The sequence below is a fragment of the Phaeocystidibacter marisrubri genome (assembly GCF_008933165.1).
GTDB lineage: Bacteria > Bacteroidota > Bacteroidia > Flavobacteriales > Schleiferiaceae > Phaeocystidibacter > Phaeocystidibacter marisrubri.
In genome coordinates this window covers 1527228-1549334 of record NZ_WBVQ01000001.1, presented here as the reverse complement: position 1 = coordinate 1549334, position 22107 = coordinate 1527228, and the positions used below count along the sequence as shown (strand labels likewise).

Sequence of the window (22107 nt, the reverse complement as noted above, 5' to 3'; positions counted from 1 at the left end):
GAAATACGGTATTTACAATTGTGACATTAAAGTGTTTGAAGTGAAGATGCTAAATTGCTTGCATGTGGAAGTATCGATAAATGATGTTTCATGCTAAGGATAACTTGAAGAATTATGCTCTACAACGATTTCGAAACAGTAGTACCAAAAGTTTCAAACCAGAGGAAATATTATTTTATAAGAACTGATCACGGCCGATATTTTGACGAATTCTATGAAAATGGATTCGTTGCAATTGGTTGGGATCCGATAACATTAGATGATTTAAAAAGGGCGGACACAGAAGAGGTTCGGTTGAAAGTCGGAAGAATCAAGGAAAGGCATGATATCGAAGACTCGATAGTCAAGAGGGAAATTACATCAATTCTCAATAAGCTACTATTGTTCAGGGATATGAATGTTGGTGATATTGTTGTTATGCCTAGTTATAATTCTGATCGCTTTGCATTTGGAAGAGTGTTGGATCCGCATGTTTACCTTGAAAATGATAATCGTGGAGAGTGTCCACATATTAAGAGGAGGAGGGTTGAATGGGTGAGTGTGAAGAATAAAAACAGGTTGCATCCTGATTTTAGCTTGATTAGAGCTCATCATGCAATATTTGATATTAGTTCAGATTATTCATCGAGGATTGACTCCTTGCTTAGTAGTGTATATCAGAAGGATGATTATACCTATCTTCGCATTGACGTTGGTATAGAAGAAGAGATTCCGATTCAGGAGTTGATTAAGATCTTTAATTCCATCGACCGTCTTGCCGAGGAATTCCGTGTTAAGTATCCAGATTTTGGTGAGGTTACAGTTAAGGTAAATCTAAATTCGCCTGGGGATATTGGTGTTAAGATTAGGTCGTCAGTTCATGCCATGGCATTCGCTTTCGTACTTTTTACTGCATGTACCCAAGATCAAGTTGATTCTCGCAACGTAAGTGATCAAGTGGTTGATATAGAGCCTGGAATTGATCAAAAGACTATTGAGAATGCCGTACATTCTCTACAAGAAACTAGAAGATCGCTGAATGCAAGGATGAATGAGAATCTTGATCGTTAATTATGGTTGACGGTATAGCTAATACTGAGAACTTTTTCAAGTTTGCCTTTCTGTCAGGAATGGTAATGATAGTTTTTGCTTTAGTTTATCCTCTCCAAAGAGAGGAAGAATTATTACAGCAAAAGGCCGAAGTTAATGCAGAATATAAGAGAGTGGAATACGCATACTTAGAGCTTAAATCTGAGATTGATCTTATGGTTGATCTTGGAGCAAAAGTGGATTCCCTTCTCAGGTTAGATACTTTAAGTTCGACAGATTCCATTCGTCAAATTTATTATGTCAGTCAATTTGATAGTATTAACGCTCTGTCTGAATCAAAAGATCCTGAACTCAATTTAATGCTTATTGAGCTTGGTTTTAAAAGGGAAATGCTCAGCATTCTTAAGAATAAAGCTGATGAATTTCGGATATGGAAGTATGTGCTCTTTGGTTTTGGTGCAATTTTCGCCATTTACGGTGGTGTCGTGTGGCATAATTGGTCGCGTAAAGAATATAAATTATTGCGAGTAAAAAAGTAAAATGATTATTTCTAACAGACTCTAATTTGTGTGTGTAGCAGTGATCTAGCTAACCCGTCGAGACCAGGGAATAGAATTTCAGCATTGATATTCATAGTATATAAACTTTCTAAGATATGTTCAGTTAATTCGCTTGGGATATCAATTACAATTACGTCAATATTAGCTGTGTGAGTTAGCTTATGGCTCATTGAAACTAAGTCTTCGAACCTGATGTTCTCGTATCCTTCCTCTTGTGCATTAAATGCTGTTCTCAAGTTGAACTCAAAAGTCTCATTTCCATTTGTTGGAAAGAGAAATGTCCCTTGTTGTCTTGCGATGCGTTCGTTGAATAGTTTTGGTTCAATTGGGATTACTGAAGACTGAATCGAATCTTTTGCAAGTTGAGTTTTTCCTATGTGTGTATTAGCCAACGCTCTGTGAACTTGATTTACCTCATCTTTTAGCACTTTTCCTTTAGAGTATGGTAGTGCATAGGTTTCTTTTAAATTATCTCTTAGTTTTTGCCAATTCACTGCCCAAATAGAAGAAGAAGTATTGTGATTAAATTCAAGAGCGAAATAGGTTGCTACGTACATGGAAAAGCTAAAATCTAGCAATCTAGTTGGAGCACCGTAATGTTGCATGACGGACAGCCATTCAATTTCTTGGTTTTCGTCAATTGCATGTTGGCTATAGAGTTGATATTTTTTCTTGAATTCATGTAGCATCCATTTTTCAAAATAATTTTGACCTAATTGTAGAGAGTCATACTTAGTCATTGACCTTTCTAAAGAGGTGGCTAATGACCAATCTGAGTTTGACTGACCTCGGAAAATAAATGGAGATAGAAAATATTTATTCAGTTTAAATATACTTTCCCAATCTACCAACGCTGTCCTCAAAAGTTTTCCCATATTTTAGATGATGTGATTATCGTATCAAGATACTAGACATTCCTTAGGTTATGGAAATTTATTCTGATTAACTTCAATAGTCATTTGAACAGCTCATACACTCATCAGTTTGTTAATCATGATGCAGACGCCTAGTTAGTGATCAGGAGGTTTGCAGATCGAGAACCTACGACGTCACATAAAGCCCAAATACTTACTTGTGCTTTTATTGTGACCTCGCTCGAAGACAACTGTTTGAGTTGTGATTAGGGTAGATTGCTATAATTTCGCTCAATGGAACTATTCATTCTGAAATCTCGAAGATGGCTTTACGTCTTCGGGCTTTTTATTCTCAGTCAATTCTCATTGAATGCTCAAGTTGCAGTTAACTCAAGTGTTCTAGTTTCGTTGAATTCGTTTAGTTCAGTGAATGATGCTGAGAGTGTCTTTTCTGATCATTGGAGAGGTGATTTTATACAGACTCAAGTCATTACTCCTGCAGTGGGTGTGGAGCTGGAGTTTCCCGATTACCATATTGGTGTTAGGGGTTCGTTTTACATTGCGCCCATATCATCACCCTACGGTGAACTTATATATTACCCATTATTGGATTATAAGTCAGCAAGATCTTTTGACGTAGACTATCGCTGGGAAAAATTGAGAATTGGTTTAGTTTGGAGTCAGAGGTTCTACAGCAGGGCTTCTATTGAGCCTTTGGGTTCTGCCAATCAAAATGGGATAGGGTTTAAGGTCGGCTGGAAGTATGGTAAAATAGATTTTGAGTTAAGAGACGAGATGTTTATCCTTTTTGAAAGGGTTCAAGGACATTTAAGTCCCACACTTTTTGGTCCTGCTTTTGGAATTAGCTTGCGAGCTACCTATCCTATCCGGATTTACTCAAATCAAGTATCTGTAGAGAAGTCACCGAATGAGAGCGAAACTATCAGAAATGGTCACGGGCTCAATTTTCAGTTTGGGGCATTGATAACAGGAAATCCAAATTTTGGATTTATTGACAAGACAGAGCCGCTCAACACGGGATATGCCCTTGGTTTAGAATATTTTCATCAACCGTGGAATGTGGCCTTGCTTTTTAGGAGAACGCAGTCGATTCGTCTAGGTATTACAGGAGGTATATTTCAGGAATACATCCAAAACAACTATTTCGGTGTTTCTTATTGGATGCCATTGGACAACAATAAATATGTCAAGTTTGACCTACTTCATAATTGGTCATTTAACAGGGCGACCCAAACTGGGATAAATCAAGAAGCGTTTATGAATAACGAATCTCTGCCATTCCAAATGGGGGATTACCCTAATTTAAGTGTAGGGCTCGCGTGTAGGTATCCTATTTCTAGGTCGGTTGACGCCTTTGGTCAATTGGATATATACTACAAGGCAGATGAATATTCTAAAACAGGGTTTGCTCGAAATTCTATCAGTCTTGGTATGTACGTATACCTATTCGCATTGAATTGAATTGAATTGACTTCTTTTGTAGAATTATTCTTCGTTCAAACGACTATCACGAAAAGGTATTGAGGTTGATTCAGAATAGAATACCCTTTCGCACTAGGGATTTTTTGATGTGAAGTCAATTTGGAAGTTGCTCTCAGGGTTGATGTGGTACTATCGACTTTAGAAAGGCAGTGGATGGGTAACATCGAAGCGTCATTCTAAATCAGTTGGTGAATAAATGGTGTCACTGGAAGTAAATCGCTGGGAAAGTGAATCGATGTTAACTCCTTTGTTGGGTTTCTTATAGGCCACACCTCGAACATTGTAGTGGCTAGGCTTTTCTTTTTCGAAGACAATTTTCAATGAATCTCCAACTCCGCATTGTTCATCCATGCGGTGGAAGATGTATATACCGTCGTACGTGGAGTCTTCAAAGGTGTAAGTGAAATGTGCAACTTTGTGAAACCCTCCTCGGACGGGCTTTGCGCTCAAGTCTTGGACGTGTACATGTGCCTCAATGGTCTCCTCCTTCCAGTTAGTGTCTGGCATATTGTAATAGTTCCATGAGTAAATAAACATAGCAACAGCTGCGAGTGTAGAAGTTGTTGTGAAGATCAATAAATACTTATTGGAGAAACGCATGGAGTTCGATTTGTGGGGCGTGGAGTATCTTTGTTTAAGCTATCCTTTGAATAGTATCACACCCAACCCAATATAATGAAGTATCTACTTATCGCTTTCTTTTTGGTGCTGTTTTCATCATGTAAGAATGATGATGGTATGAATACAGGAAAAAGTGAAACCACTATTTGGGTGGTTTCCATTCCTGGTGTTACCCCCATTTCTTGGGGGGGCCATGTTTGAAGCCTATGTACGAACAGGTCCTTATAATAATCGCAGCTACGAGCTGATTGATGTTGTTCAGCTCAATCCAACAGTAGATGACCCATATGTATTGGAAGGAACCCTTGCTTACGAAGGTGTTCATCCCGTAACTATTGAATTAGCAGCAACAGAAGAGCTTGATGTAGATGCTCCTTCGGAGTTTTCAAATCCGTTTCACAATGGGGCTGTAGATTTTGACGCTGAACTTGGGGTTAATGAGTTTGAAGTTTACTATTACCCGAACTTTTGGGTGAACTTAAAAGTCTACTCAAAAAGGTCATTAGCAGAGTTGAAAGGGGGCAACTTTAGTATCGGAAATGGCAGAAATTCGTTGGTGACCACGTATGCTTACTTAGTAGATCGTGAGAATATCGGTGACACAGTTGAGAATACGGGAATGGCCTACCTATCACTTGGAAAATCTGCTCCACTTTATTTGATAGGTGGTTCGCAAGATGGGGCTGATTCGTTACTTGTGCCTCTAGCCTATCCAAACTTTCGACACATGGATACAACATTCGTGTTCTTTGATGCAGACGATGGAACGTATTCAATTTCATATTGATTATTCAGCTTGGTATTATCAAAGAGGAGATGTACGAAAGTGCAGCTCTTTTTTTGGCGGGAAGTCTGACCTGCTCGATTTAATGGAGTCACCTTTTCATTGTTGTTATCACAAAAAAAAGAACCCCCGCAACAGACGCTGCGGGGGTGATACCATCAAAAACGTGATGTGTTATTGCTTGATCATCTTGTGGATGATGACTTCGCCGCTGATCTCAACTTTGCACATATACATGCCAGTGCTCCAAGATTCAGTGTTGATGATGATGGAAGAACGAGATTCGGTTTGGTCGGTGTAAACGACTTTACCCGTAGCATCAGTTACTTCGATGTTCAACTGACCGTCTTGCGGAGCTGCAGGAATTTGCAATTCTACATTGGCGTCAAATGGATTGGGAACAATCGAGAAGTCAAGGTCTTTGCTTGTAGCTTCGTCTGAACCGCTGTTGGCCATTTTGCCTTTGTCGAATGAACAGAAGGTGTAATCACTCCAAGGACCAAGTGTTCCGTCTTCACATTTTGCTCTCACTCTCCAGCTGAAGCAGGTGCTGTTAAGTGGGATGCTTACGCTGTTCACAGGAGAGTTGTACAACATTCCGGTTGGTGGAGTACCTGTGTTACAGTATGTAGGGTCGTCCCAGTTTACTTCAATGATGTAGTCCACGGCTCCGGGAACTGCGTTCCAGTTAAGGGTCACGTTTCCATCTGCATCAATTTCGCAGTAGAGTTCTACTGGTGCATCAATGTCACAATCCTTAGGACAGTCGTAGGTCAAAGTGTAAGTACAGCCTGTAGCATTGTTGGTTACGGTTACCGTGATTGGTAAGTCTCCTGCAGAAATTACCGGTACACTAGACGTTGAACCATTGCTCCAGCTGAATGAGTAGTTTGGCTCTGTTAGTGTTTGACCGAAACCGTCAGTGATCCAAATCGGAGAAAGGATGTCTGGATTCGCACAAGGGTTGTCACACATTTCGATCTGAAGCTCTTCGTTACAACATTGCTGATCTACACGCAGTCTACCACAGAGTTGAAGTGCTTCGTAAAGACCCGCGTTATAGGTTTTAACGAGAATGGTATTGGTGCCACCTGGAATGAGTTGTCCAGGAGGGATGAGTTGTGAAAATGAACCCGGTGTATTAAAGGTGACCCCCGCAGGAACGGTGATTGGGTTACCATTAATGCTCATGCTGTGCAATTCATTATCGGCTGCAATAAAACCAACATTGATGTTTGCACTAACAACAGGACAGTTATTCAAGTTGAAAGTGTACCTATAGGTAAAAGTATCTGTTGGGGCATTCGAAGCTACGTGGTTAGCAGCAGTTAGGAAGTGTGAGATGTATGTTCCGCACGGATCCTGAGCAAAACTGGTGTAAACTGTTCCGCCACTGGATTGGTTGTTGCCTGTGCTGATATAGGCATCAATATATCCAGGGCCCCAGCCTTGAATATTGACAGACCAATTCGGGTCTACAGTGCCTACGCCACCTACACCTGTGGTGAGGTCAAAGACAGTGGTTTGTGCGAAGGTCGATACTGATAGGAAAAGTATCGACAGCAAGGTCATTTTAATCTTTTTCATAGAATTAGATTAATGGTTAGTGCCTACTCTTTTTATGTGTAGATTTTCGGCATTCTCTACTTATTTATAGATATGGTAAATACATATCTTTCCTAGGTCGTTTGACAAGACGACATTTATAGATTCAAATGATGTGCGATAAATTGCGACTCCTCTACGCAAATCCTATAGAGACCTATTCGGCGAGATTCCAATTCGACGGCATGAAATTGGGGTTTATCATGGCTTGACTAATTTTGTGTCGATTGTAATCGTTAGTAAATGTAACAATGTAGATAGTGTTATACAATACGTATTCTTACGTATTTTTTTGGTATTTATCCATACGAATTGTATATAATTAATGAATTGTATATTTAATTAGAATCATCTTTTTAAAATTTGATAAGTAATTATAGGGTAATGTGCTTTTAGTTCATATCGGTATGAACCCGTGTTAAGGGATCTATGGAATTGAAAAAGCCCGATCAACTGACCGGGCTTCTCAAACTTCAAAAAGGAGTAATTAGAGTTTTTGAATCTTGATGGATCGAGAAACGGACCCACCTTCAATTTCAAGGTTCAGCGTGTAGCTACCTGTTTGTAGAGATTCAATATGACTGTTCATCAAGTCATTGATCTCAGAAAGTGATCCCTTGCCTTCGAGAATTACTTTTCCTGTGATGTCGACCAAGCGAGCATTTAACTCTGTGTCTACAGAAAGCTCGTCGCTTTGCAAGGAGATAGAGTTGCGAACGGGGTTAGGGAATACTTCAATAGATGCCATTTCGCGCTCCACTGCAGTGTTGGCATAGTGTGAACATGTGGTGGTGTGTGGCTCTTCAGATTTGAAGTTGGCAAAGTTCGTTTGATCGTGGAACTTGTGCACGAAGTCATACGTAGCACCGTTTTGTTCAGCGAAGAACACATACTGATGAGGAATGGAGAACTCGGTCATTTTTGAGTAGGCAAGAGCGGGAGTGGAGCTAGAAGCACCTGGGTTGTTTGGAATAGTTAAATAGTCATTAGCACTCACCATGCCGCTACCGTTACTTTGAATGATAACACCGATGTAAGATTCATTTTGATCTCTCGTGTACCAACCCACGTTGATTTCTTGCGCAGGAGGTGCATTGTATGCTAGGGTAGGAAGGAGGTTCTTAGTGGAGTTGTTCGCTGTGTTACCCATAGATCCGTTATTTACTACAACTGTAGTAGGAGGAACGCCACCTGCGAAGTCGTTTAAACGTACTTCAATATCTAACCCGTTTGCAGTGTAAGCGTAGGCCCAGTTGTTTTGGTCGTGGTCTGCTCCATCAATATTCGGGAAGATGACATTTCCTGTAACGAAATTGACGTCTTCAGTTGTGGCAGCTAGTACTTGCGGAGTTGCATATCCCATTACTGTCCAGAAATCCAAAGCACAAGTCACAACGTTTTGACCAAAAGTAGGCTGGGTGTACACATAGTGCATCACTAGATCCCAGTTGTTCGGGTTCATGTTTGCTGGGGCGTGTGTAAACGCAACGTCAACGTTAATAGGACGGTCAACCACTGGAGTGATTTGGTGCACCGGAGAAGGTGTGAAAGTGCCTGAATTGTAAGTGGCAGTGTAGATGTAGAGGTCGTCGGTCCAAGCCATAGCTAGCGCGTACTCTATATGGTTATCCATACTGATGCGCGTAGGGTCTGGGTAGTTGGAGAGGTTATGTGTTGTTACATAGGTGATGTTACAACCATAAGGGTCAAAGTCGTACAAGTCAACCGCGTGACCCACGCCATTTTGATGGTAGGCAACAAAAACGGTGTAGGTAGCACCACCACCGCTCGCGCTTCCAGCTAAGGCTCCAACTTCCAAGTAGCTGTAACCGCCGTTGTAGTTAATAGTACCACCGCAGTTCATAGATGGACCGCCTGGGTTGAAGTATTGCCAAATAACCTGGCCATCGTTACCATCGTCATACGCCGCCAGGGCGATGTCGTCAAAAACGTAGCACGAGGAGTGAGTAGAGGCTCCGGGTGAAACGCTGGTAGGGTACGCATATTCCACACTAACGGGTGGATTGTAGGTTTGAGCAAAGACACCACCAGAAAGCAGCATCATGAATAATACTTTTTTCATAAGTAAGTATTGATAGTTGAGAAATTGAGAAACTAGCCGTAGATGGTATAGTAATATATAGGTCTCTCTACGCCTATGAATCATTGAATTAGTGTCAAATGTAACTATCGAAAAATCATAAACAAATACGTATTTATACTATATTTGTACGTAGAAATACGTATATCATATAGATATCTCTGTTTTTGTAGGAATCATACTACATAAAATCAGGTCTCAAAATCTATACACATTATAAAGCTAGGCTTGCTCTCATGGCTTCATCGATGAGGGAAATCGATGATATTCGATATCACTTGTAAGAGAATTCGCACAAAATAAATTTCAACTAATAGATGTTGGTTACGAGTGAGTTGTATTCTTCTTTACAGAATGTATGGGGTGGTTATGTATGTCCAAATAAACTCAAAGCGCCGCTGTGTTTGGGGATGCGTGGGATAGTGGTGGTCATCGCGTAAAATCATAAAAAAAAACCTAATAATATACGTACTATTTTATAGTATGGTATTTACGCATTGAAGATTCGAGTTTGTACATTCATTTAGCGCAGTTGATAGGCCTAATCAGATTGTGTTAATGAATACTACTAATCAAAATCAATCTCAATGAAACGTATTTTACGTGTGGGGCTACTCTCTACATTTCTACTGAGCTCTATGTACACTTTTGCACAGTGTGGATGGATTGCCTCTTATCCCTATTCGAATTCAAATCCAACCGTAAGCGCTACGAATAATGCAATGCATTCTGGCGACAAATACTTCTACGTGGATAACTCTACAAAGAGACTTGCCAACATCTTTGGAGGTACTTGGATGTACGGTGTGCTAGACAACAGTTCGCAGCCTGTAAGATCAGGTACTAGGTTTTTGAAGCATCCTACCTCTTCTGATCTTTATTATGTAGGAACGGACAATAAGATCTACAAGACGTATTGGACTGCAAGTGGATGGACGACTTCTGTCTTCAATTCTTCTGCCCCATTGGTTCGATCGAATTCTCAAATTGCGTATTCGAGTTCAGATAACAAGATTTACTATATCGGGTCAGATGGTAAGATGTATATCCTTTCCATGGGTGGATCTTATCAACTCCTCAATTTGAATCTATTCCAGCATTACAACGGAGTTTTTCTCGCCTTTGATGATGTAACAGACTTGGTTGTGGATAATCAGGAGCGCATTTGGTTTTCATACGATGGAGGATCAATCAGTTACCTGTACTATTCTCTCGCTCCTGGGTATTTTACGGGATGGACTCTGATTAGATGGCCACATGACAACGACCCGAGTAATAATCTTCCGGGAGTACCAGATTTTGCTCCAGACGCTGTGAATTCGCCTATTGTGGTGGCAGATAACAGTGATGTGTACTACCGTAGAAGTGACGGACGCATCGTTTACTTCAACGCGGGTTCACCGGGAGATAGAGACCGCCCATGGTCTATCGTAGGATCTTACGCCGCTCAAGGTCATGTGATGAGCATGACGTATGGAGATGGTAAAATGGTCTTCGTTGCATCTAACAATCAGGTTAGAAACATTTACTACTCTGGCGGTACATGGAACGATTTTCTTGTAAACCCTAGAGTGGTAACGAGTCCTTCTCCAGTATGGATCAATGATGGTGAAATTCTTTATACCGATGTGGTGAGCAGTGGGACTCGCTTGATGAATTTTGAGTACGATATTTCAGGTTGTAAGAAGGAAGAGGTAGCAGGTACAGCGTTTAACGACGATGTGACTTTCTTCCCGAATCCAGCAGGTGATCATGTAACTATCGAGAATACAACCGATCAATCGATTCAAATGACTCTCGTATCGGCAATGGGGCAAGTGATGGAGAACATGGAGATCCTACCTAGTGAAACGCATCGCTTGGATGTTTCGAACCACCCATCTGGAGTGTACCTAGTGAGATGGACGGCTGGAGGAACTACACATTCAGAACGTCTAATCATTCAATAAGTATAAAAGTAAACATAGCAGCTGTCGAGAGAATGGATGGCTGCTATGTTCTTTATGGATTATCATCTTGGGGGTGATATCCGATTTGTTCATTTAATTTTTTTTCAATGAAAAATCTTTTTCTCTCAGCAGGTTTGCTGTTCTCAGGATTAGCGACTTATGGGCAAACATGTACCCATGAGTTTTTGTACAACGATCCGCTGAATTGGACTGAGGTAGATGTTACTACATCTGGCTTGGCATCTCCATCGCGAATTCAAGTTAGCGGTGGACAAGTTCAATTTATCAATGCAATTGACGGACCGAATGATACTCGGGTTTATCGCGATCTAAATGTTGACTTATGCGAAAACTTTGTAGTGGATTTTGAATTTGAAGTGACGGGAGTAGGCGATGGACTCGATGTAGCGAATGGAAGAACCATTGGGCATTCTATTCTTGCTCTCACAGAAAATAACCTCAATTGGATTGAAGATGAGAACAGCGTTAGATCGGATAATGATGCCATTGTTATTCAATTGGTAGATGGTACTGGTGCGGGTGCATCAGACATGAAGATGCAAGTGAAGCTAAAGGATGGGGCGAATACTCCCGTAACAGGTTGTGAATCCTCTTTTTTGCTTTTGAACAATTTGTACAGTGTTCGTTTGGAGCGATTGGGGCCCGATAAGGGGAGGGTGACCTTGTTTGATGAAGAACAAGAGCCAGCAGCGGAGATTTACAGCAGTTGTTTCGATATCGAGGGGGATATTTCTAATTTGAGATATATTCAGCACTCCAACTCACCTTCAGGTACATTCGATCGTGAGATGACAGGGACCATTGACAACACCTGTATCAAGAATTGTTATACCGAAGATGATTGCTGTATTGGTGATGAGATTGTAGGTCCAGGCACGATTTGTACAGCAGGATTGAATTCCAATAGCTACAGTTTTAACGGTTCTTCTTCTGCTGACTATGTATGGTCACTTCCAGCGGGTGTTACGTTCACTGGCCAAGGGACCAACTCGATCAATGTGAATAGCTGGGGTACTACCTCTGGTCAAGTAACAATCAGTTTGCAAGTGACATGTAACTGCAAGGTCTATAACTTTACGAAGGTTGTTACCATCTATCCTTCATTGGAGGGTTTGGGTAGTTCTCTATCTGCTACCATTACAGACAATGGAAATGGCACAGTTCAGATTGATGGTTCAAGCAGTATTTCAGGGACTGGAATTACGCACTCTTGGGTGATCTATGAAGCGGCCAATTGTGATGAAGGAGATAAGACGATTCTAAATGAGTTGACCAACCCTCAGCCTGTAAGCGTATCATATACTACGTCTACGTTCAATGACAATTCTGGATTGAGTTCTTTAAAGTGTTACGTAGTGGTTTATACCGTGTCGTACGACAATGGTCTTTGTTCGTATGAGTATCGATCTAAGCTCACCAATTCAGGATTTAGCAAGATGAGCCTAGGAACGCAAAATGGCAGTGCTTTTGCTCCGTATCAAAATGGAGTAGAGCTTTCTTCCAGTCAGATTATGCTTGGTCTTCCAGGTGAAAGAGCAGCTATCGAGTTGGGGGATGTCTATCCAAATCCAGCCGACCATTCTGTGACCATTGATATTGCTGTTTCGGGTGAAACTCAATTGAGAGTGGTTAATCAAAATGGCCAAACGGTTAAAGAAATGAAACTGTCAGAAGGTCAAATGAATTTCAGCACATCCTCCATGGCTTCAGGTGTGTACTGGTTTGTTTTTGAGACTGAAAACGGTAAAAGACTTACCAAAGAAGTTGTAGTGACGCATTAATTAGATAAGTGTGTGTCCAAGAGCCGACTCAGAAATGGGTCGGCTTTTTTTATGGGCGTTTTACATGCGTTGAATGAGCACGAGGCTACTATCAATCCTGAACAGATTTGTGTAAGCGTTCAGAATCTATTGTGGTTTTGTCCATTTAATCGGTAATAATTCCTACTTTTTTGGTGTGTTGCCAAGCACCCATTACAAGGGAAAGTGAAGAGAACGAAGCTAGTTTGCGCGTTCGCGTTGATGTTCAGTAGTTTGAGTGTGCTAGCAGGTAGTAGATGGCCTACTTGCACATGGTTTGTACAGGCGGAGGGTTGTACTGTTTCCATTGAATATGGAGCGGACAATCATCTTCCTATACCTTATGTTCCCATACTTTCGCCTTTGTTGAAGGGAATGTTGTCGCCTGTCGCTTCTCCATTCTTGTCATTTTTTGGAACGATTTCTCTTTTCGATCTTCCAAACACCTTTCAATCATTCCAGAGAAAGGCCGTTGCGTACAACGGTCAAAACCTGATACAGCGAAATGTGATATGGATGGCTGTGCCTTTTATTCTTGTGCTCATCATCATGACCATTCGTTTGAATTCGGTCCGAAATAAGCTGGCGAGGAGTATGGAAGAGGTGGATCGGCAGAATCAGCAGCTGAGGGCTATGGATGAGAAGAGGAAAGAACTGCTTTCTATTCTTGGGCATGATTTGCGAAGTCCTATTTGGGCCATTCGTCAGTATTTGGAATTGAATCAAAACCCATCATTCAAAGGTGAGAGCAAGATGCAATGTCATCGTGAAGCGCTTGCAAGTGCCATCAATCTTCAAGGTACTTTAGAAGAGTTGTTGGAATGGTCATCCGATAAGGAATGTCTCATCGTTCCTCGGTCTGAGTTCTTTCAACTGCGGACCTCCGTAGATTTTATTCTGAATAGTATAAAGTTGATGGCGATACATAAGGAGGTTGAACTCATCAATGCCATCTCCCCGTCTATTCAAGTGAATAGTGATAATCGAATGGTTTCCATTGTGTTGCGAAATGTGGTGGTCAATGCTGTGAAGTTCAGCAGTGGCGGTCACGTGCGACTTTCGGCTTATCGACAAAGAAGGGTGCTTCATGTAGTAGTTGAGGATAACGGAGTGGGAATGGATCCGGATCAATTAAGGGCCATCCAGACAACAGGCAGAGTAGACTCCATGATGGGCACGAAAGGAGAACGTGGATTAGGACTGGGAATCAGTGCTGCTTTGAAGTACGTTCATCGATTGGGAGGAGAGATGCAGTTTGAGTCGGAACTAGGCAAAGGGACACGGGTGTTCATTTCTGGTTTCGAGCTAGAGGAATAATCTGCGGATAAGAAGCAAAAGTGAATAGAATCAAACCGAAGAGACCTATGAATACCAGAAAGAAAAGACTTGCAGTTTTAGAGGATCACTTGATTGTGGTAGAGGGTATGCGGCATCATTTGGAAGACTGGGGATTTAAAGTCCTCGACCATTATTCTTGTGGGAATGACTTTCTCAATGCGCTGAAGCGGGGAGAGTCTTACGATTTGTTAATAATGGATTTAGGTATTCCAAATACGAATACTGAAAACCTAATTGTTCGACTCCGTCGTGATTACAGTTGGCTCAAAGTGCTGATTCTTACGGGGCTCAGCCATAGTTCTACCTTAACCCGCTATATGAATATGGGTGCTAGTGGATTTGTAGGGAAGATGGCAGGGAACGATGAATTGGCCTTGGCAATCCGACTGGTACTAAACGGAGAGAAGTATATTGATTCTCGTTTGTCGGTGAATAATTTCTCCCATACTGAAGATCCTTTTGAACGATTGACGCCTCGAGAAATTCAAGTGTTTAAGTTGTTGATTCTGGGGAAATCCTATCGCGACATTGCTGTTGAACTCTTTATTGAAGTGAATACTGTTGGGAGTTTCCGCACGCGTATCGCTCGAAAGTTGGGGGCAGATTCCATCAATGATCTTCGACTGATTGCGGCTCAATATGGCCAAATTTAACAACTCGAAGTCCGGTGGAATCATCGAGCTATTTCAGCTAATATCGTAACGAGTGTCAGTAAGTACTTACAACCGATTGGTTATACTTGCTGGGAGTAAGAGAATTGAGCCGTTATTGTTTTTGAACCGTGTTTGGCAACACTTCAAATTCCGACTTACGATGTGGCCTTTGGGTTGTGTCTTTATTAGGTTGTGTCTCGCTCTACACTTTTAGATGTATGCGGAAGGAAGCCGCGTTCTCTGAGCTACTTTCTTCCCATACATTTTAATTAAACAGTCAATTAACTAAACACAGAATAAAGGAGAATTGATAGAAGTGAAACTGCGCGAAAGAAAAAGTCCAAGCTGTCTTAGCTTGGACTTTCTTTATAAACACCCTTTTTACGTGGCTGAGTCTGCTATTTAAATTCGCGAAAGAATGTAGGATAGCGTTCACTTGTTTTCTCTAATCATCACTCTTCTTTGTCGTAGTAGAGCTTGTAGAATTTTCTTCCATTTTCATCCGTACCCGATTCAATCATCGATCGGTCACCATGAACATAAATGTGAAAGTTCTTATCGAGTTTAATCACTCCCTTATAATTTCCCGCTTGTTTCTTTACCACAGCTGTTGCCATAGAGAAAGACTCGGGAACAGCCATGCCGCTTTCTGCAGCGGTCTGTGACTTATGAGCTCTGTAGGATTCAATGACGTCGTTTTCAACCAATACCGCTTGTTCAAACTCGTGTTGGTTGAACTGTTCTGCCTCTTTGAAGTAATCCATAGATCGCTTCATCAGATCCACTTGGTCAACCTTGGAAACAACAAAATCTTCGGGAAGCTTCTTGGTGACAAAATCTTTGGTGGCTGAAATAATTTCAGAGGTGTAATTGGCTTCCTCCGACTTAGGTCTTGCGTTGATGAAATTATGCGTCCAGAATTCAGAATCCTTCTGGTCGTTGTCCAGAATAAAAAGAGTTGGTTCCACGCCTCCGTCTATAATAAAGCAGGCCTTGTCTGGCTTTTGTGTTCCAATTCCAGATTCTAATCGGACTCCTCCAGAGGAGTTGACGCTCAAAATCCGCTGACGAGAATCGAACTTGTAGATTCCGATCGCTTCACAGGGGATGCCGTCGTATTCAATCTCTGTAAACTTGGCTACAACAAGATCGCCGGGTTTGATGTTAGGGTGGGAAGATGCTTCTGCGAGGTGTTTGGAGATCAGTTCCGTAAAGTTGGCTGATTCATCATCCTTAAAAAATGCCCTCGATGCTTCATACAGTACATTGTACTTCAAATCGATAGGGTGGGTGAACTCAAAGCGCAATAAATCTGCGGCTTTAAAATGGCGAAGAAGGGCTTGAGTGAAGAAGTCCTGGTTGTCACCAACCACGTATTGATCCACTTCCACGACCTTTTCTGCTCGTTCACTTACAACCAGGGATATCGATTTTGTATAGGCTTCTGAAATGTTCATGTCGTCATCTTATTGAAGGGGTGAAGATAGGGAGGAGCGTGAAATCATCACAAGAGAGGTCGGCGACTTATTCAGATGTTTTCACAAAGGGGAATGGTATTCATTTTTTACCTTTCCGTCTAAATCAATGTCATGAAGTCACTTCTTTCCATTCTCTTTTCATTGGGTGCGCTTTGGTCCTCTGCGGACGAATATGCCACTATCGTTAGTGTCTCTATGAATGGTGAGAAGTACTTTGCTGCGGTTGAGATTTGGGATGATAATGGAACTATTGAAGATCTCTCAGACGATATTTCCTTAACAATCGGTGTTGTAGCTAACGTCAATCCCACAGGTTCAGATGCTATTCTAGATGAGAGAGGAAAGTTGAAATTGGAAGAATTGGATCCGAATGACTTTCAGGTGGAAATTATTTCCACTTCTCAGCACGAATCGACCAATGGCGATGGAGAGGTAGAACAGGAAAGCAAAGTTCGGGTATTCCATGTGGTTATCCTATTAACCGAGAATAGAGAGCCTATACTGAGTGGGCCGATTACCTATAGTTTAGAATGTGAAAAAGCCCGACGTTAATCGGGCTTTAGAGTTTACAACTTGAGTTGGTGCACTTAGAATTGATATTCTATGTGTGCAAACAAGTTGTGCCATCTCGTTTTATCGGAATCTTCAATTACATCTTGAATACCGTAGCTATAACGTGCGCCTACGTGAATAGGGCCAAGTTCAACCCCTGCTCCAAGCTGCCAAGAAAGGTATGCCCCCACATACTGCTCCTTTACATCTAGGTCGTCCAATTTAGCGGTAAGTGGAATGGAGAGCATTGGGCCTGTATTCACATCGAACATCAAGAATTTCCAACCCACATTTACAGGCACATCAAAACGGTTGTGTGTCAGAACAAGGTCTAAGTCTGTTTCTTTGGAAGAAAGAGATTGGAAGAGAATTTCTGGCTGCACATAGAGAAATGCCAGTTTAAATCGAGCAAATCCCCCTACTTGGTAGCTTAGTTGCGGAGATGCCGTACCTCCGTCGTAAGCGTACGTGCTGGCACCGACGCCTGCAACTGGACCATAGGAGAACATTTGTGCATGGGCGGCGAAACCGAAAAGGCACAATGCAAAGAGAGAAATGAACTTTTTCATTGAGGAATAGATTATTTAGTAGACTGTAAGTTACTATAATCTATTGAAGATGAGAGAAAAAAAAGGCAGTAGGTCGCGAACCATACTGCCTTCACACAAATTCTTCTCTGCCATGATTTGAGAGGTATGCAGAGCGAGAGGTTAATCATTTAACATCTGATATATTCCCTCGTTGTAAAATTAACTAACGAAAGCTTACCGACAAACGTATTTATAGCAACGATAATTTTCGATGAGTTAGAGGTGAAGAGGAGAGAGTGTTATGTAAGTTTTAAGGGTGGATATTTGTTCTAAATTCCCAATTTACAAGCATTTTAGTACGAGATTCAGCTGAGTTTTGAAGCTGTTGCGGAATGAATTAACCTATGGGTTACATTGTGCATTTGATTCTCCACTCTTTACTCATCTTACTTATTGTATGGATACTAGTCCTATCAAAGCAACCTCCCATAAATATTGAGGAAGAGCAATGAGGGGTGTGATTCTGTTCGGAATGTTATAAAAAAAACAAGGCTCCGAGTTTTCGGAGCCTTGACATACAACTTCACACAAATCGTTCGCTGATAAGCGGGCGGTTCCTTACGAATATATAGTTTATTTTGTAACCATTACAACGTAAGGCAGAATTTTTCCTGTGAGTGTCAGTGTGATAGGGAAGAACGGGTAGCTTCTGTAGACCCAAACACCCTTTTGAGAATATCATTAACCCTTGCTTGAGGGTTTTCTCTGATCTCTTTTTCTTCATTTGCGACCATGATAAACAGACCATCAATTGCACTGTGAGTTACATATCCGGTCAAATCAGTATTGACAGGTGATACGAATGGAATCTGATTGTATGCGGTAGTGATGTCCGACCAATACTGTGTTACATTCACAGATTTCAGTGCGTCTTCCACAATTGGAGTAAAAGCCGCTTCTAATTGAGAACCGGTAGTACGGTGCAAATACTGGGTAGCGGCATCATCGCTTCCTTTTAGAATGCTCATGGCATCAGTAATGGTCATTTTTGAAATGGCATCCACGAAAATATCCGTTGCCTTGGCAGATGCATTTTCAGCAGCGTGATTCATGGATTCTTCAAACTGTTTCACCAGATTGTTCATGCCAATGTTGTTCAGGGCTTCTTTCACCTTCTGTGCTTCGGGGGGGAAAGGAATGCGAATGAGAGAGTTGTTCAGGTAGCCATCGGTTTGACTCGTTTGTGTAACGGCGTTGGTGATGCCTACTCGAAGCGCCTCCTTCAGTCCATTTGAAACTTCAGCTTCCGTTAGTGGCATGTTCGTCTGCATCGTCTCCGACATTGTCATTAGGACATCACAAGAAGGAGTAAGGAGGGTGAGGCCTCCCAGTAAAGCAACGGTTAGTTTGGTTCTCATACTGTTTGTTTTATCGGGTAAAAGTACATGGGTTCTGTCAATCAATCTGTCAGTATAATATGAAATACCAACATCAGATACTTTCGTTAGTCATCCCCAAAAATCTCGCCTAAATTTACGGCATTAAACAATTGTGATGCAGGCAGAGATAATCACCATAGGAGACGAGATTCTCATTGGTCAGACGATAGACACCAATTCTGCATGGATGGGTGCCGCTCTCAATGATGTGGGCGTAGATGTTTGTCAGGTTCGATCCATTCGAGACACAGCAGATGCTATTGTAGCTGCACTAAACTCCATTCACCCCGACACGAAACTGGTTTTGATGACGGGAGGGTTAGGGCCAACGAAAGATGATCTAACCAAGTATACCCTCAACGATTACTTTGGCGGGCAGTTGGCATATCACGAGGAGGTCTATGCTCATATTGAAGCTCTTTTCGCTCGACTCAATCGCGTTCCCAACGAGATGAATCGCGGTCAGGCCATGCTTCCCAACGTTTGTACTCCATTGTCCAATCCCAATGGAACGGCTCCAGGGATGAGGTTTCACAAGGATGGAGTGTTCTATGTTTCCATGCCAGGTGTTCCCTATGAAATGAAGGGAATCATGAGTGGTGAAGTTCTTCCTTGGATTGAATCCACATTTATGGATCAACCTATTACCCATAAAACACTACTCACGCACGGTGTTCCAGAATCGGAATTAGCTCATATGTTAGAGGAGTGGGAGAACGAGTTACCTGAACCGTTGAAGTTGGCCTATTTGCCGTCGCCAGGGTCTGTAAAACTCCGACTCACCGCGCGGACCGGAGATCATCTACAGAACGTTGCCACCATTGAGCGTCAGTTTGAAAAAGCAAAAGAAATTCTAGGTGATGTGGTGTTTGGAGAAGATGCTCAGAATCTTGAAGGAGTAATAGGTGTACTACTTAAGAGAAATCACGCTACCTTTGCAACCGCTGAAAGCTGCACCGGTGGAAGTATCGCGGCAAAAATAACTTCCATTCCAGGTTCCTCTTCCTACTTTTTAGGAAGCATAGTGTCCTATTCCAATGAAGTCAAAGTACATCAACTCGGTGTAAATGAGGCCGAAATATTGGTTCATGGAGCTGTAAGTGAAAACGTTGTTCGTCAAATGGCTAAAGGAGTGCAAAAGAGATTGCATTCGACCTATAGTGTGGCAACAAGCGGAATAGCAGGGCCAGATGGAGGAACACCGGATAAGCCAGTAGGCACGGTTTGGATATGTGTTGCAGGTCCAAATTCAACAAAAGCGGAAAAATTTCAATTTGGTAATAACCGCGCACGAAATGTCAAACGCTCAGTATTAATGGCACTTGACATGCTTAGGAAGATGATTTTAGAGGATGAAAAAAGGTCAATTTGACCTAAAATCTAAAATTCCTAGTGATTCTATCACGAAGGGGCTTGTGAGAATCGATTGAATGTATTTATTTTGCAAGCCAATTTCGAAGTACGCGCTTAAACGAGGAAATACGATGTCACGAGTTTGTGAATTGACGGGTAAAAAAGCCATGGTGGGAAACCACGTTTCGTTCTCTAACAAGAAGAACAAGCGCAAGTTCAATGTGAACTTGACCCGCAAGCGTTTTTATATCCCAGAGGAAGACAAGTGGATTACTTTAAGAGTTTCCACCTCTGCATTGAAGACAATCAATAAGAAAGGCATTTCTGCCGTGCTCAAAGAAGCACGCGATAATGGAATGATTGCCAAGTAAAAAGGATATAGCAAATGGCAAAGAAAGGAAACCGCGTCCAAGTGATCCTTGAGTGCACTGAGCACAAAGAGAGCGGAAAACCGGGTACTTCTCGGTACATCACTACCAAGAACAAAAAGAATACGCCAGATCGTATGGAGTTGAAGAAATACAACCCTATCCTCAAGCGTTACACTGTTCATAAAGAGATTAAGTAAGCACCTAAAGACCGGAAGCAATGGCAAAGAAAGTAGTTGCAACCCTAAAGAAAGAGGGTTCTGCTATGTTTACCAAAGTGGTACGCATGGTGAAGCAAGATAACGGCTCATACGCCTTTGAAGAGCGCATCGTAACTAAAGACGGTACTAAAGATTTCTTTAGTAAGTAATCTAGCGACCTTCGCTCTACAAAAATTTAACCTCGACAGTTTGTCGGGGTTATTTTGTTTTAGGTGGAGCGGCCTTTGGCTCTTGGCCGTGGTGTCGTGCGGTTTAAGGTGTAGTCCTTGGTCGTTGGCTACGGCGGAAACACGTGGTTGATAACAATCGGAGTCTACGGCTACTAGTGTACATAATGGAGGACTGCCAATCTACCATCGGATCACACTTTTCGAAATCATCTAGAACTGTTTCGTTTCAACTTGATCATGAAACCTCTCCACCTATTATTCCAATCTTTCATTCACTCTCAATCCCAAACCTAGGACTGAATAGGCACAAAAAAACCAGAGCTCTCACTCTGGTTTCTCATATCTAGTTATGGCTAGAAATTCTACAATAGATATCCAACCGCGAAATGCAACAAGAAGAAGCCATGCGCAGAATGGATGGCAGGAAGGTGTGCTGCAACCTGATCGTTGTAGGATGAAGACGAAAAATCGTCAAAGCTGTAAATCGCTTGGTTATATTCGAAGTAGTCATCGCTGCCATTCATTAAGTACTCATAGCTATTGACTTCTGAACCGGTAAGTGCCAAGCCAAACTGGATGCCGTATTCAAGAATGTACTTACTTTCGATCACTCGAGTAGCTCCTACATCGAAATAGAATCTCAAACTGCTAGAACTGATGCGTTCTTCACCCTCTGAAGGCATTTCATTAGCACCGTTGTAGTAATCGCTAAAATCATAAGTCCCGGAGTACATAGCATACCCCAAACGGAAACCATAGTATCGTCCAACAGGTGCAATGATGTTGGAATAATAGCGGAAACCTGCATTCAATTCAAGTCCATTTGTCATGTAGTTCTCCCTTTTACTACTTAGGGTAGAATAGGTAGAACCATTGTAGTTGATTTCACCAAATCGCTTCATGGGTGCTCTTTGGAAAGACACTCCACCGGTAGCCATCCACTTTCTAGATATGCAATGATGGATCTGAGCCGTGTGTTTGAAATCCATAAAAGGACTGTGGTCTTCGTCTTGAAATGCCGTGATACCATTAGGTAAGGCAATTCCGTTGGCCCAAAAGTCTAAACTATAGGTCACATAGGTTTTGTGTCCCAAGTATCCTCTCGCCTGAGCATTGGCTGTTTGACTTGCCGTGATCAAGGCTATAATAGGGAGAACTATTCTCGTAATCTTTTTCATG

The 22107-nt window shown here is 41.8% G+C and carries 22 protein-coding genes; 14 read left to right on the top strand and 8 right to left on the bottom strand.

Annotated features, from left to right (window positions below):
• Positions 1–114 precede the first annotated feature (114 nt).
• Together F8C82_RS06920 and F8C82_RS06915 are read left to right on the top strand one after the other, a co-directional pair.
• Positions 115–1050: a hypothetical protein gene (locus tag F8C82_RS06920; RefSeq protein WP_151692817.1), complete on the top strand. Its 936-nt coding sequence runs from the start codon at positions 115–117 to the stop codon at positions 1048–1050.
• Positions 1051–1052: 2 nt separating this feature from the next.
• Positions 1053–1568, top strand: a complete 516-nt coding sequence (locus F8C82_RS06915) for a hypothetical protein (RefSeq protein ID WP_151692816.1) — start codon at positions 1053–1055, stop codon at positions 1566–1568.
• Between the two features lie 11 nt (positions 1569–1579).
• On the opposite strand, the gene F8C82_RS06910 is transcribed toward F8C82_RS06915, so the two are convergent.
• Entirely contained in the window at positions 1580–2464 is an 885-nt protein-coding gene (locus F8C82_RS06910; RefSeq protein WP_151692815.1) for an FRG domain-containing protein, read from the bottom strand.
• 273 nt (positions 2465–2737) lie between these two features.
• Here F8C82_RS06910 and F8C82_RS06905 point away from each other — a divergent pair, with 273 nt between their 5' ends.
• Positions 2738–3925 (top strand): hypothetical protein, encoded by a 1188-nt coding sequence (locus F8C82_RS06905; RefSeq protein WP_151692814.1) that lies wholly within the window; start codon positions 2738–2740, stop codon positions 3923–3925.
• Between the two features lie 192 nt (positions 3926–4117).
• On the opposite strand, the gene F8C82_RS06900 is transcribed toward F8C82_RS06905, so the two are convergent.
• On the bottom strand, positions 4118–4546 hold the full coding sequence (locus F8C82_RS06900; protein ID WP_151692813.1) for a hypothetical protein: 429 nt from the start codon (positions 4544–4546) through the stop codon (positions 4118–4120).
• Between the two features lie 75 nt (positions 4547–4621).
• Between F8C82_RS06900 and F8C82_RS14720 the strand changes: the two genes are divergently transcribed.
• Both F8C82_RS14720 and F8C82_RS06895 read left to right on the top strand, forming a co-directional pair.
• The gene (locus F8C82_RS14720; RefSeq protein ID WP_170266181.1) at positions 4622–4768 is read left to right on the top strand and encodes a hypothetical protein; all 147 of its coding nucleotides are present in this window, start codon (positions 4622–4624) and stop codon (positions 4766–4768) included.
• On the top strand, positions 4761–5354 hold the full coding sequence (locus tag F8C82_RS06895; protein WP_151692812.1) for a hypothetical protein: 594 nt from the start codon (positions 4761–4763) through the stop codon (positions 5352–5354). The genes F8C82_RS14720 and F8C82_RS06895 overlap by 8 nt, the downstream gene beginning before the upstream one ends.
• A gap of 171 nt (positions 5355–5525) precedes the next feature.
• Here F8C82_RS06895 and F8C82_RS06890 read toward each other — a convergent pair whose 3' ends face one another.
• Together F8C82_RS06890 and F8C82_RS06885 are read right to left on the bottom strand one after the other, a co-directional pair.
• Positions 5526–6938 (bottom strand): T9SS type A sorting domain-containing protein, encoded by a 1413-nt coding sequence (locus F8C82_RS06890; RefSeq protein ID WP_151692811.1) that lies wholly within the window; start codon positions 6936–6938, stop codon positions 5526–5528.
• A 505-nt stretch (positions 6939–7443) separates the two neighbouring features.
• Entirely contained in the window at positions 7444–9039 is a 1596-nt protein-coding gene (locus tag F8C82_RS06885; protein ID WP_170266180.1) for a T9SS type A sorting domain-containing protein, read from the bottom strand.
• A gap of 605 nt (positions 9040–9644) precedes the next feature.
• Between F8C82_RS06885 and F8C82_RS06880 the strand changes: the two genes are divergently transcribed.
• From F8C82_RS06880 to F8C82_RS06865, 4 genes are all read left to right on the top strand, one after another.
• Positions 9645–11006 (top strand): T9SS type A sorting domain-containing protein, encoded by a 1362-nt coding sequence (locus F8C82_RS06880; RefSeq protein WP_151692809.1) that lies wholly within the window; start codon positions 9645–9647, stop codon positions 11004–11006.
• Between the two features lie 107 nt (positions 11007–11113).
• A complete protein-coding gene (locus tag F8C82_RS06875; protein ID WP_151692808.1) occupies positions 11114–12808 on the top strand; it encodes a T9SS type A sorting domain-containing protein in 1695 nt (564 codons plus the stop codon).
• Between the two features lie 204 nt (positions 12809–13012).
• Entirely contained in the window at positions 13013–14143 is a 1131-nt protein-coding gene (locus F8C82_RS06870) for a sensor histidine kinase (protein WP_151692807.1), read from the top strand.
• A gap of 47 nt (positions 14144–14190) precedes the next feature.
• Positions 14191–14817 (top strand): response regulator, encoded by a 627-nt coding sequence (locus F8C82_RS06865; RefSeq protein WP_151692806.1) that lies wholly within the window; start codon positions 14191–14193, stop codon positions 14815–14817.
• Positions 14818–15269: 452 nt separating this feature from the next.
• Here the strand turns inward: F8C82_RS06865 and F8C82_RS06860 are convergent, their stop codons facing one another.
• Positions 15270–16274, bottom strand: a complete 1005-nt coding sequence (locus F8C82_RS06860) for a nucleoid-associated protein (RefSeq protein ID WP_151692805.1) — start codon at positions 16272–16274, stop codon at positions 15270–15272.
• 132 nt (positions 16275–16406) lie between these two features.
• Between F8C82_RS06860 and F8C82_RS06855 the strand changes: the two genes are divergently transcribed.
• Positions 16407–16847 (top strand): hypothetical protein, encoded by a 441-nt coding sequence (locus F8C82_RS06855; RefSeq protein ID WP_151692804.1) that lies wholly within the window; start codon positions 16407–16409, stop codon positions 16845–16847.
• Between the two features lie 35 nt (positions 16848–16882).
• Here the strand turns inward: F8C82_RS06855 and F8C82_RS06850 are convergent, their stop codons facing one another.
• Together F8C82_RS06850 and F8C82_RS06845 are read right to left on the bottom strand one after the other, a co-directional pair.
• Complete coding sequence (locus F8C82_RS06850) at positions 16883–17416, bottom strand: outer membrane beta-barrel protein (RefSeq protein WP_151692803.1); 534 nt, start codon at positions 17414–17416, stop codon at positions 16883–16885.
• Between the two features lie 641 nt (positions 17417–18057).
• Positions 18058–18795, bottom strand: a complete 738-nt coding sequence (locus tag F8C82_RS06845; protein ID WP_151692802.1) for a DUF4197 domain-containing protein — start codon at positions 18793–18795, stop codon at positions 18058–18060.
• Between the two features lie 136 nt (positions 18796–18931).
• Here F8C82_RS06845 and F8C82_RS06840 point away from each other — a divergent pair, with 136 nt between their 5' ends.
• From F8C82_RS06840 to F8C82_RS06825, 4 genes are all read left to right on the top strand, one after another.
• Complete coding sequence (locus F8C82_RS06840) at positions 18932–20188, top strand: competence/damage-inducible protein A (protein ID WP_151692801.1); 1257 nt, start codon at positions 18932–18934, stop codon at positions 20186–20188.
• 112 nt (positions 20189–20300) lie between these two features.
• Complete coding sequence (gene rpmB, locus F8C82_RS06835; RefSeq protein WP_151692800.1) at positions 20301–20540, top strand: 50S ribosomal protein L28; 240 nt, start codon at positions 20301–20303, stop codon at positions 20538–20540.
• 14 nt (positions 20541–20554) lie between these two features.
• Positions 20555–20737, top strand: a complete 183-nt coding sequence (rpmG, locus tag F8C82_RS06830; RefSeq protein WP_151692799.1) for a 50S ribosomal protein L33 — start codon at positions 20555–20557, stop codon at positions 20735–20737.
• Positions 20738–20757: 20 nt separating this feature from the next.
• Positions 20758–20907, top strand: a complete 150-nt coding sequence (locus tag F8C82_RS06825; RefSeq protein WP_151692798.1) for a DUF4295 family protein — start codon at positions 20758–20760, stop codon at positions 20905–20907.
• 383 nt (positions 20908–21290) lie between these two features.
• On the opposite strand, the gene F8C82_RS06820 is transcribed toward F8C82_RS06825, so the two are convergent.
• The gene (locus tag F8C82_RS06820; protein ID WP_151692797.1) at positions 21291–22106 is read right to left on the bottom strand and encodes a hypothetical protein; all 816 of its coding nucleotides are present in this window, start codon (positions 22104–22106) and stop codon (positions 21291–21293) included.
• Position 22107: the final 1 nt, after the last annotated feature.

Excerpts from the sequence above, each read along its gene's own strand:
- F8C82_RS06900 (WP_151692813.1), bottom strand. The coding sequence starts at position 4,546 with ATGCGTTTCTCCAATAAGTATTTATTGATCTTCACAACAACTTCTACA.
- F8C82_RS06875 (WP_151692808.1), top strand. The coding sequence starts at position 11,114 with ATGAAAAATCTTTTTCTCTCAGCAGGTTTGCTGTTCTCAGGATTAGCG.
- F8C82_RS06820 (WP_151692797.1), bottom strand. The coding sequence starts at position 22,106 with ATGAAAAAGATTACGAGAATAGTTCTCCCTATTATAGCCTTGATCACG.
- F8C82_RS06890 (WP_151692811.1), bottom strand. The coding sequence starts at position 6,938 with ATGAAAAAGATTAAAATGACCTTGCTGTCGATACTTTTCCTATCAGTA.
- F8C82_RS06920 (WP_151692817.1), top strand. The coding sequence starts at position 115 with ATGCTCTACAACGATTTCGAAACAGTAGTACCAAAAGTTTCAAACCAG.
- F8C82_RS06880 (WP_151692809.1), top strand. The coding sequence starts at position 9,645 with ATGAAACGTATTTTACGTGTGGGGCTACTCTCTACATTTCTACTGAGC.
- rpmG (WP_151692799.1), top strand. The coding sequence starts at position 20,555 with ATGGCAAAGAAAGGAAACCGCGTCCAAGTGATCCTTGAGTGCACTGAG.
- F8C82_RS06825 (WP_151692798.1), top strand. The coding sequence starts at position 20,758 with ATGGCAAAGAAAGTAGTTGCAACCCTAAAGAAAGAGGGTTCTGCTATG.
- F8C82_RS06915 (WP_151692816.1), top strand. The coding sequence starts at position 1,053 with ATGGTTGACGGTATAGCTAATACTGAGAACTTTTTCAAGTTTGCCTTT.
- rpmB (WP_151692800.1), top strand. The coding sequence starts at position 20,301 with ATGTCACGAGTTTGTGAATTGACGGGTAAAAAAGCCATGGTGGGAAAC.
- F8C82_RS06860 (WP_151692805.1), bottom strand. The coding sequence starts at position 16,274 with ATGAACATTTCAGAAGCCTATACAAAATCGATATCCCTGGTTGTAAGT.
- F8C82_RS06865 (WP_151692806.1), top strand. The coding sequence starts at position 14,191 with ATGAATACCAGAAAGAAAAGACTTGCAGTTTTAGAGGATCACTTGATT.
- F8C82_RS06885 (WP_170266180.1), bottom strand. The coding sequence starts at position 9,039 with ATGAAAAAAGTATTATTCATGATGCTGCTTTCTGGTGGTGTCTTTGCT.
- F8C82_RS06850 (WP_151692803.1), bottom strand. The coding sequence starts at position 17,416 with ATGAAAAAGTTCATTTCTCTCTTTGCATTGTGCCTTTTCGGTTTCGCC.
- F8C82_RS06855 (WP_151692804.1), top strand. The coding sequence starts at position 16,407 with ATGAAGTCACTTCTTTCCATTCTCTTTTCATTGGGTGCGCTTTGGTCC.
- F8C82_RS06905 (WP_151692814.1), top strand. The coding sequence starts at position 2,738 with ATGGAACTATTCATTCTGAAATCTCGAAGATGGCTTTACGTCTTCGGG.
- F8C82_RS06845 (WP_151692802.1), bottom strand. The coding sequence starts at position 18,795 with ATGAGAACCAAACTAACCGTTGCTTTACTGGGAGGCCTCACCCTCCTT.
- F8C82_RS06895 (WP_151692812.1), top strand. The coding sequence starts at position 4,761 with ATGTTTGAAGCCTATGTACGAACAGGTCCTTATAATAATCGCAGCTAC.
- F8C82_RS14720 (WP_170266181.1), top strand. The coding sequence starts at position 4,622 with ATGAAGTATCTACTTATCGCTTTCTTTTTGGTGCTGTTTTCATCATGT.
- F8C82_RS06840 (WP_151692801.1), top strand. The coding sequence starts at position 18,932 with ATGCAGGCAGAGATAATCACCATAGGAGACGAGATTCTCATTGGTCAG.
- F8C82_RS06910 (WP_151692815.1), bottom strand. The coding sequence starts at position 2,464 with ATGGGAAAACTTTTGAGGACAGCGTTGGTAGATTGGGAAAGTATATTT.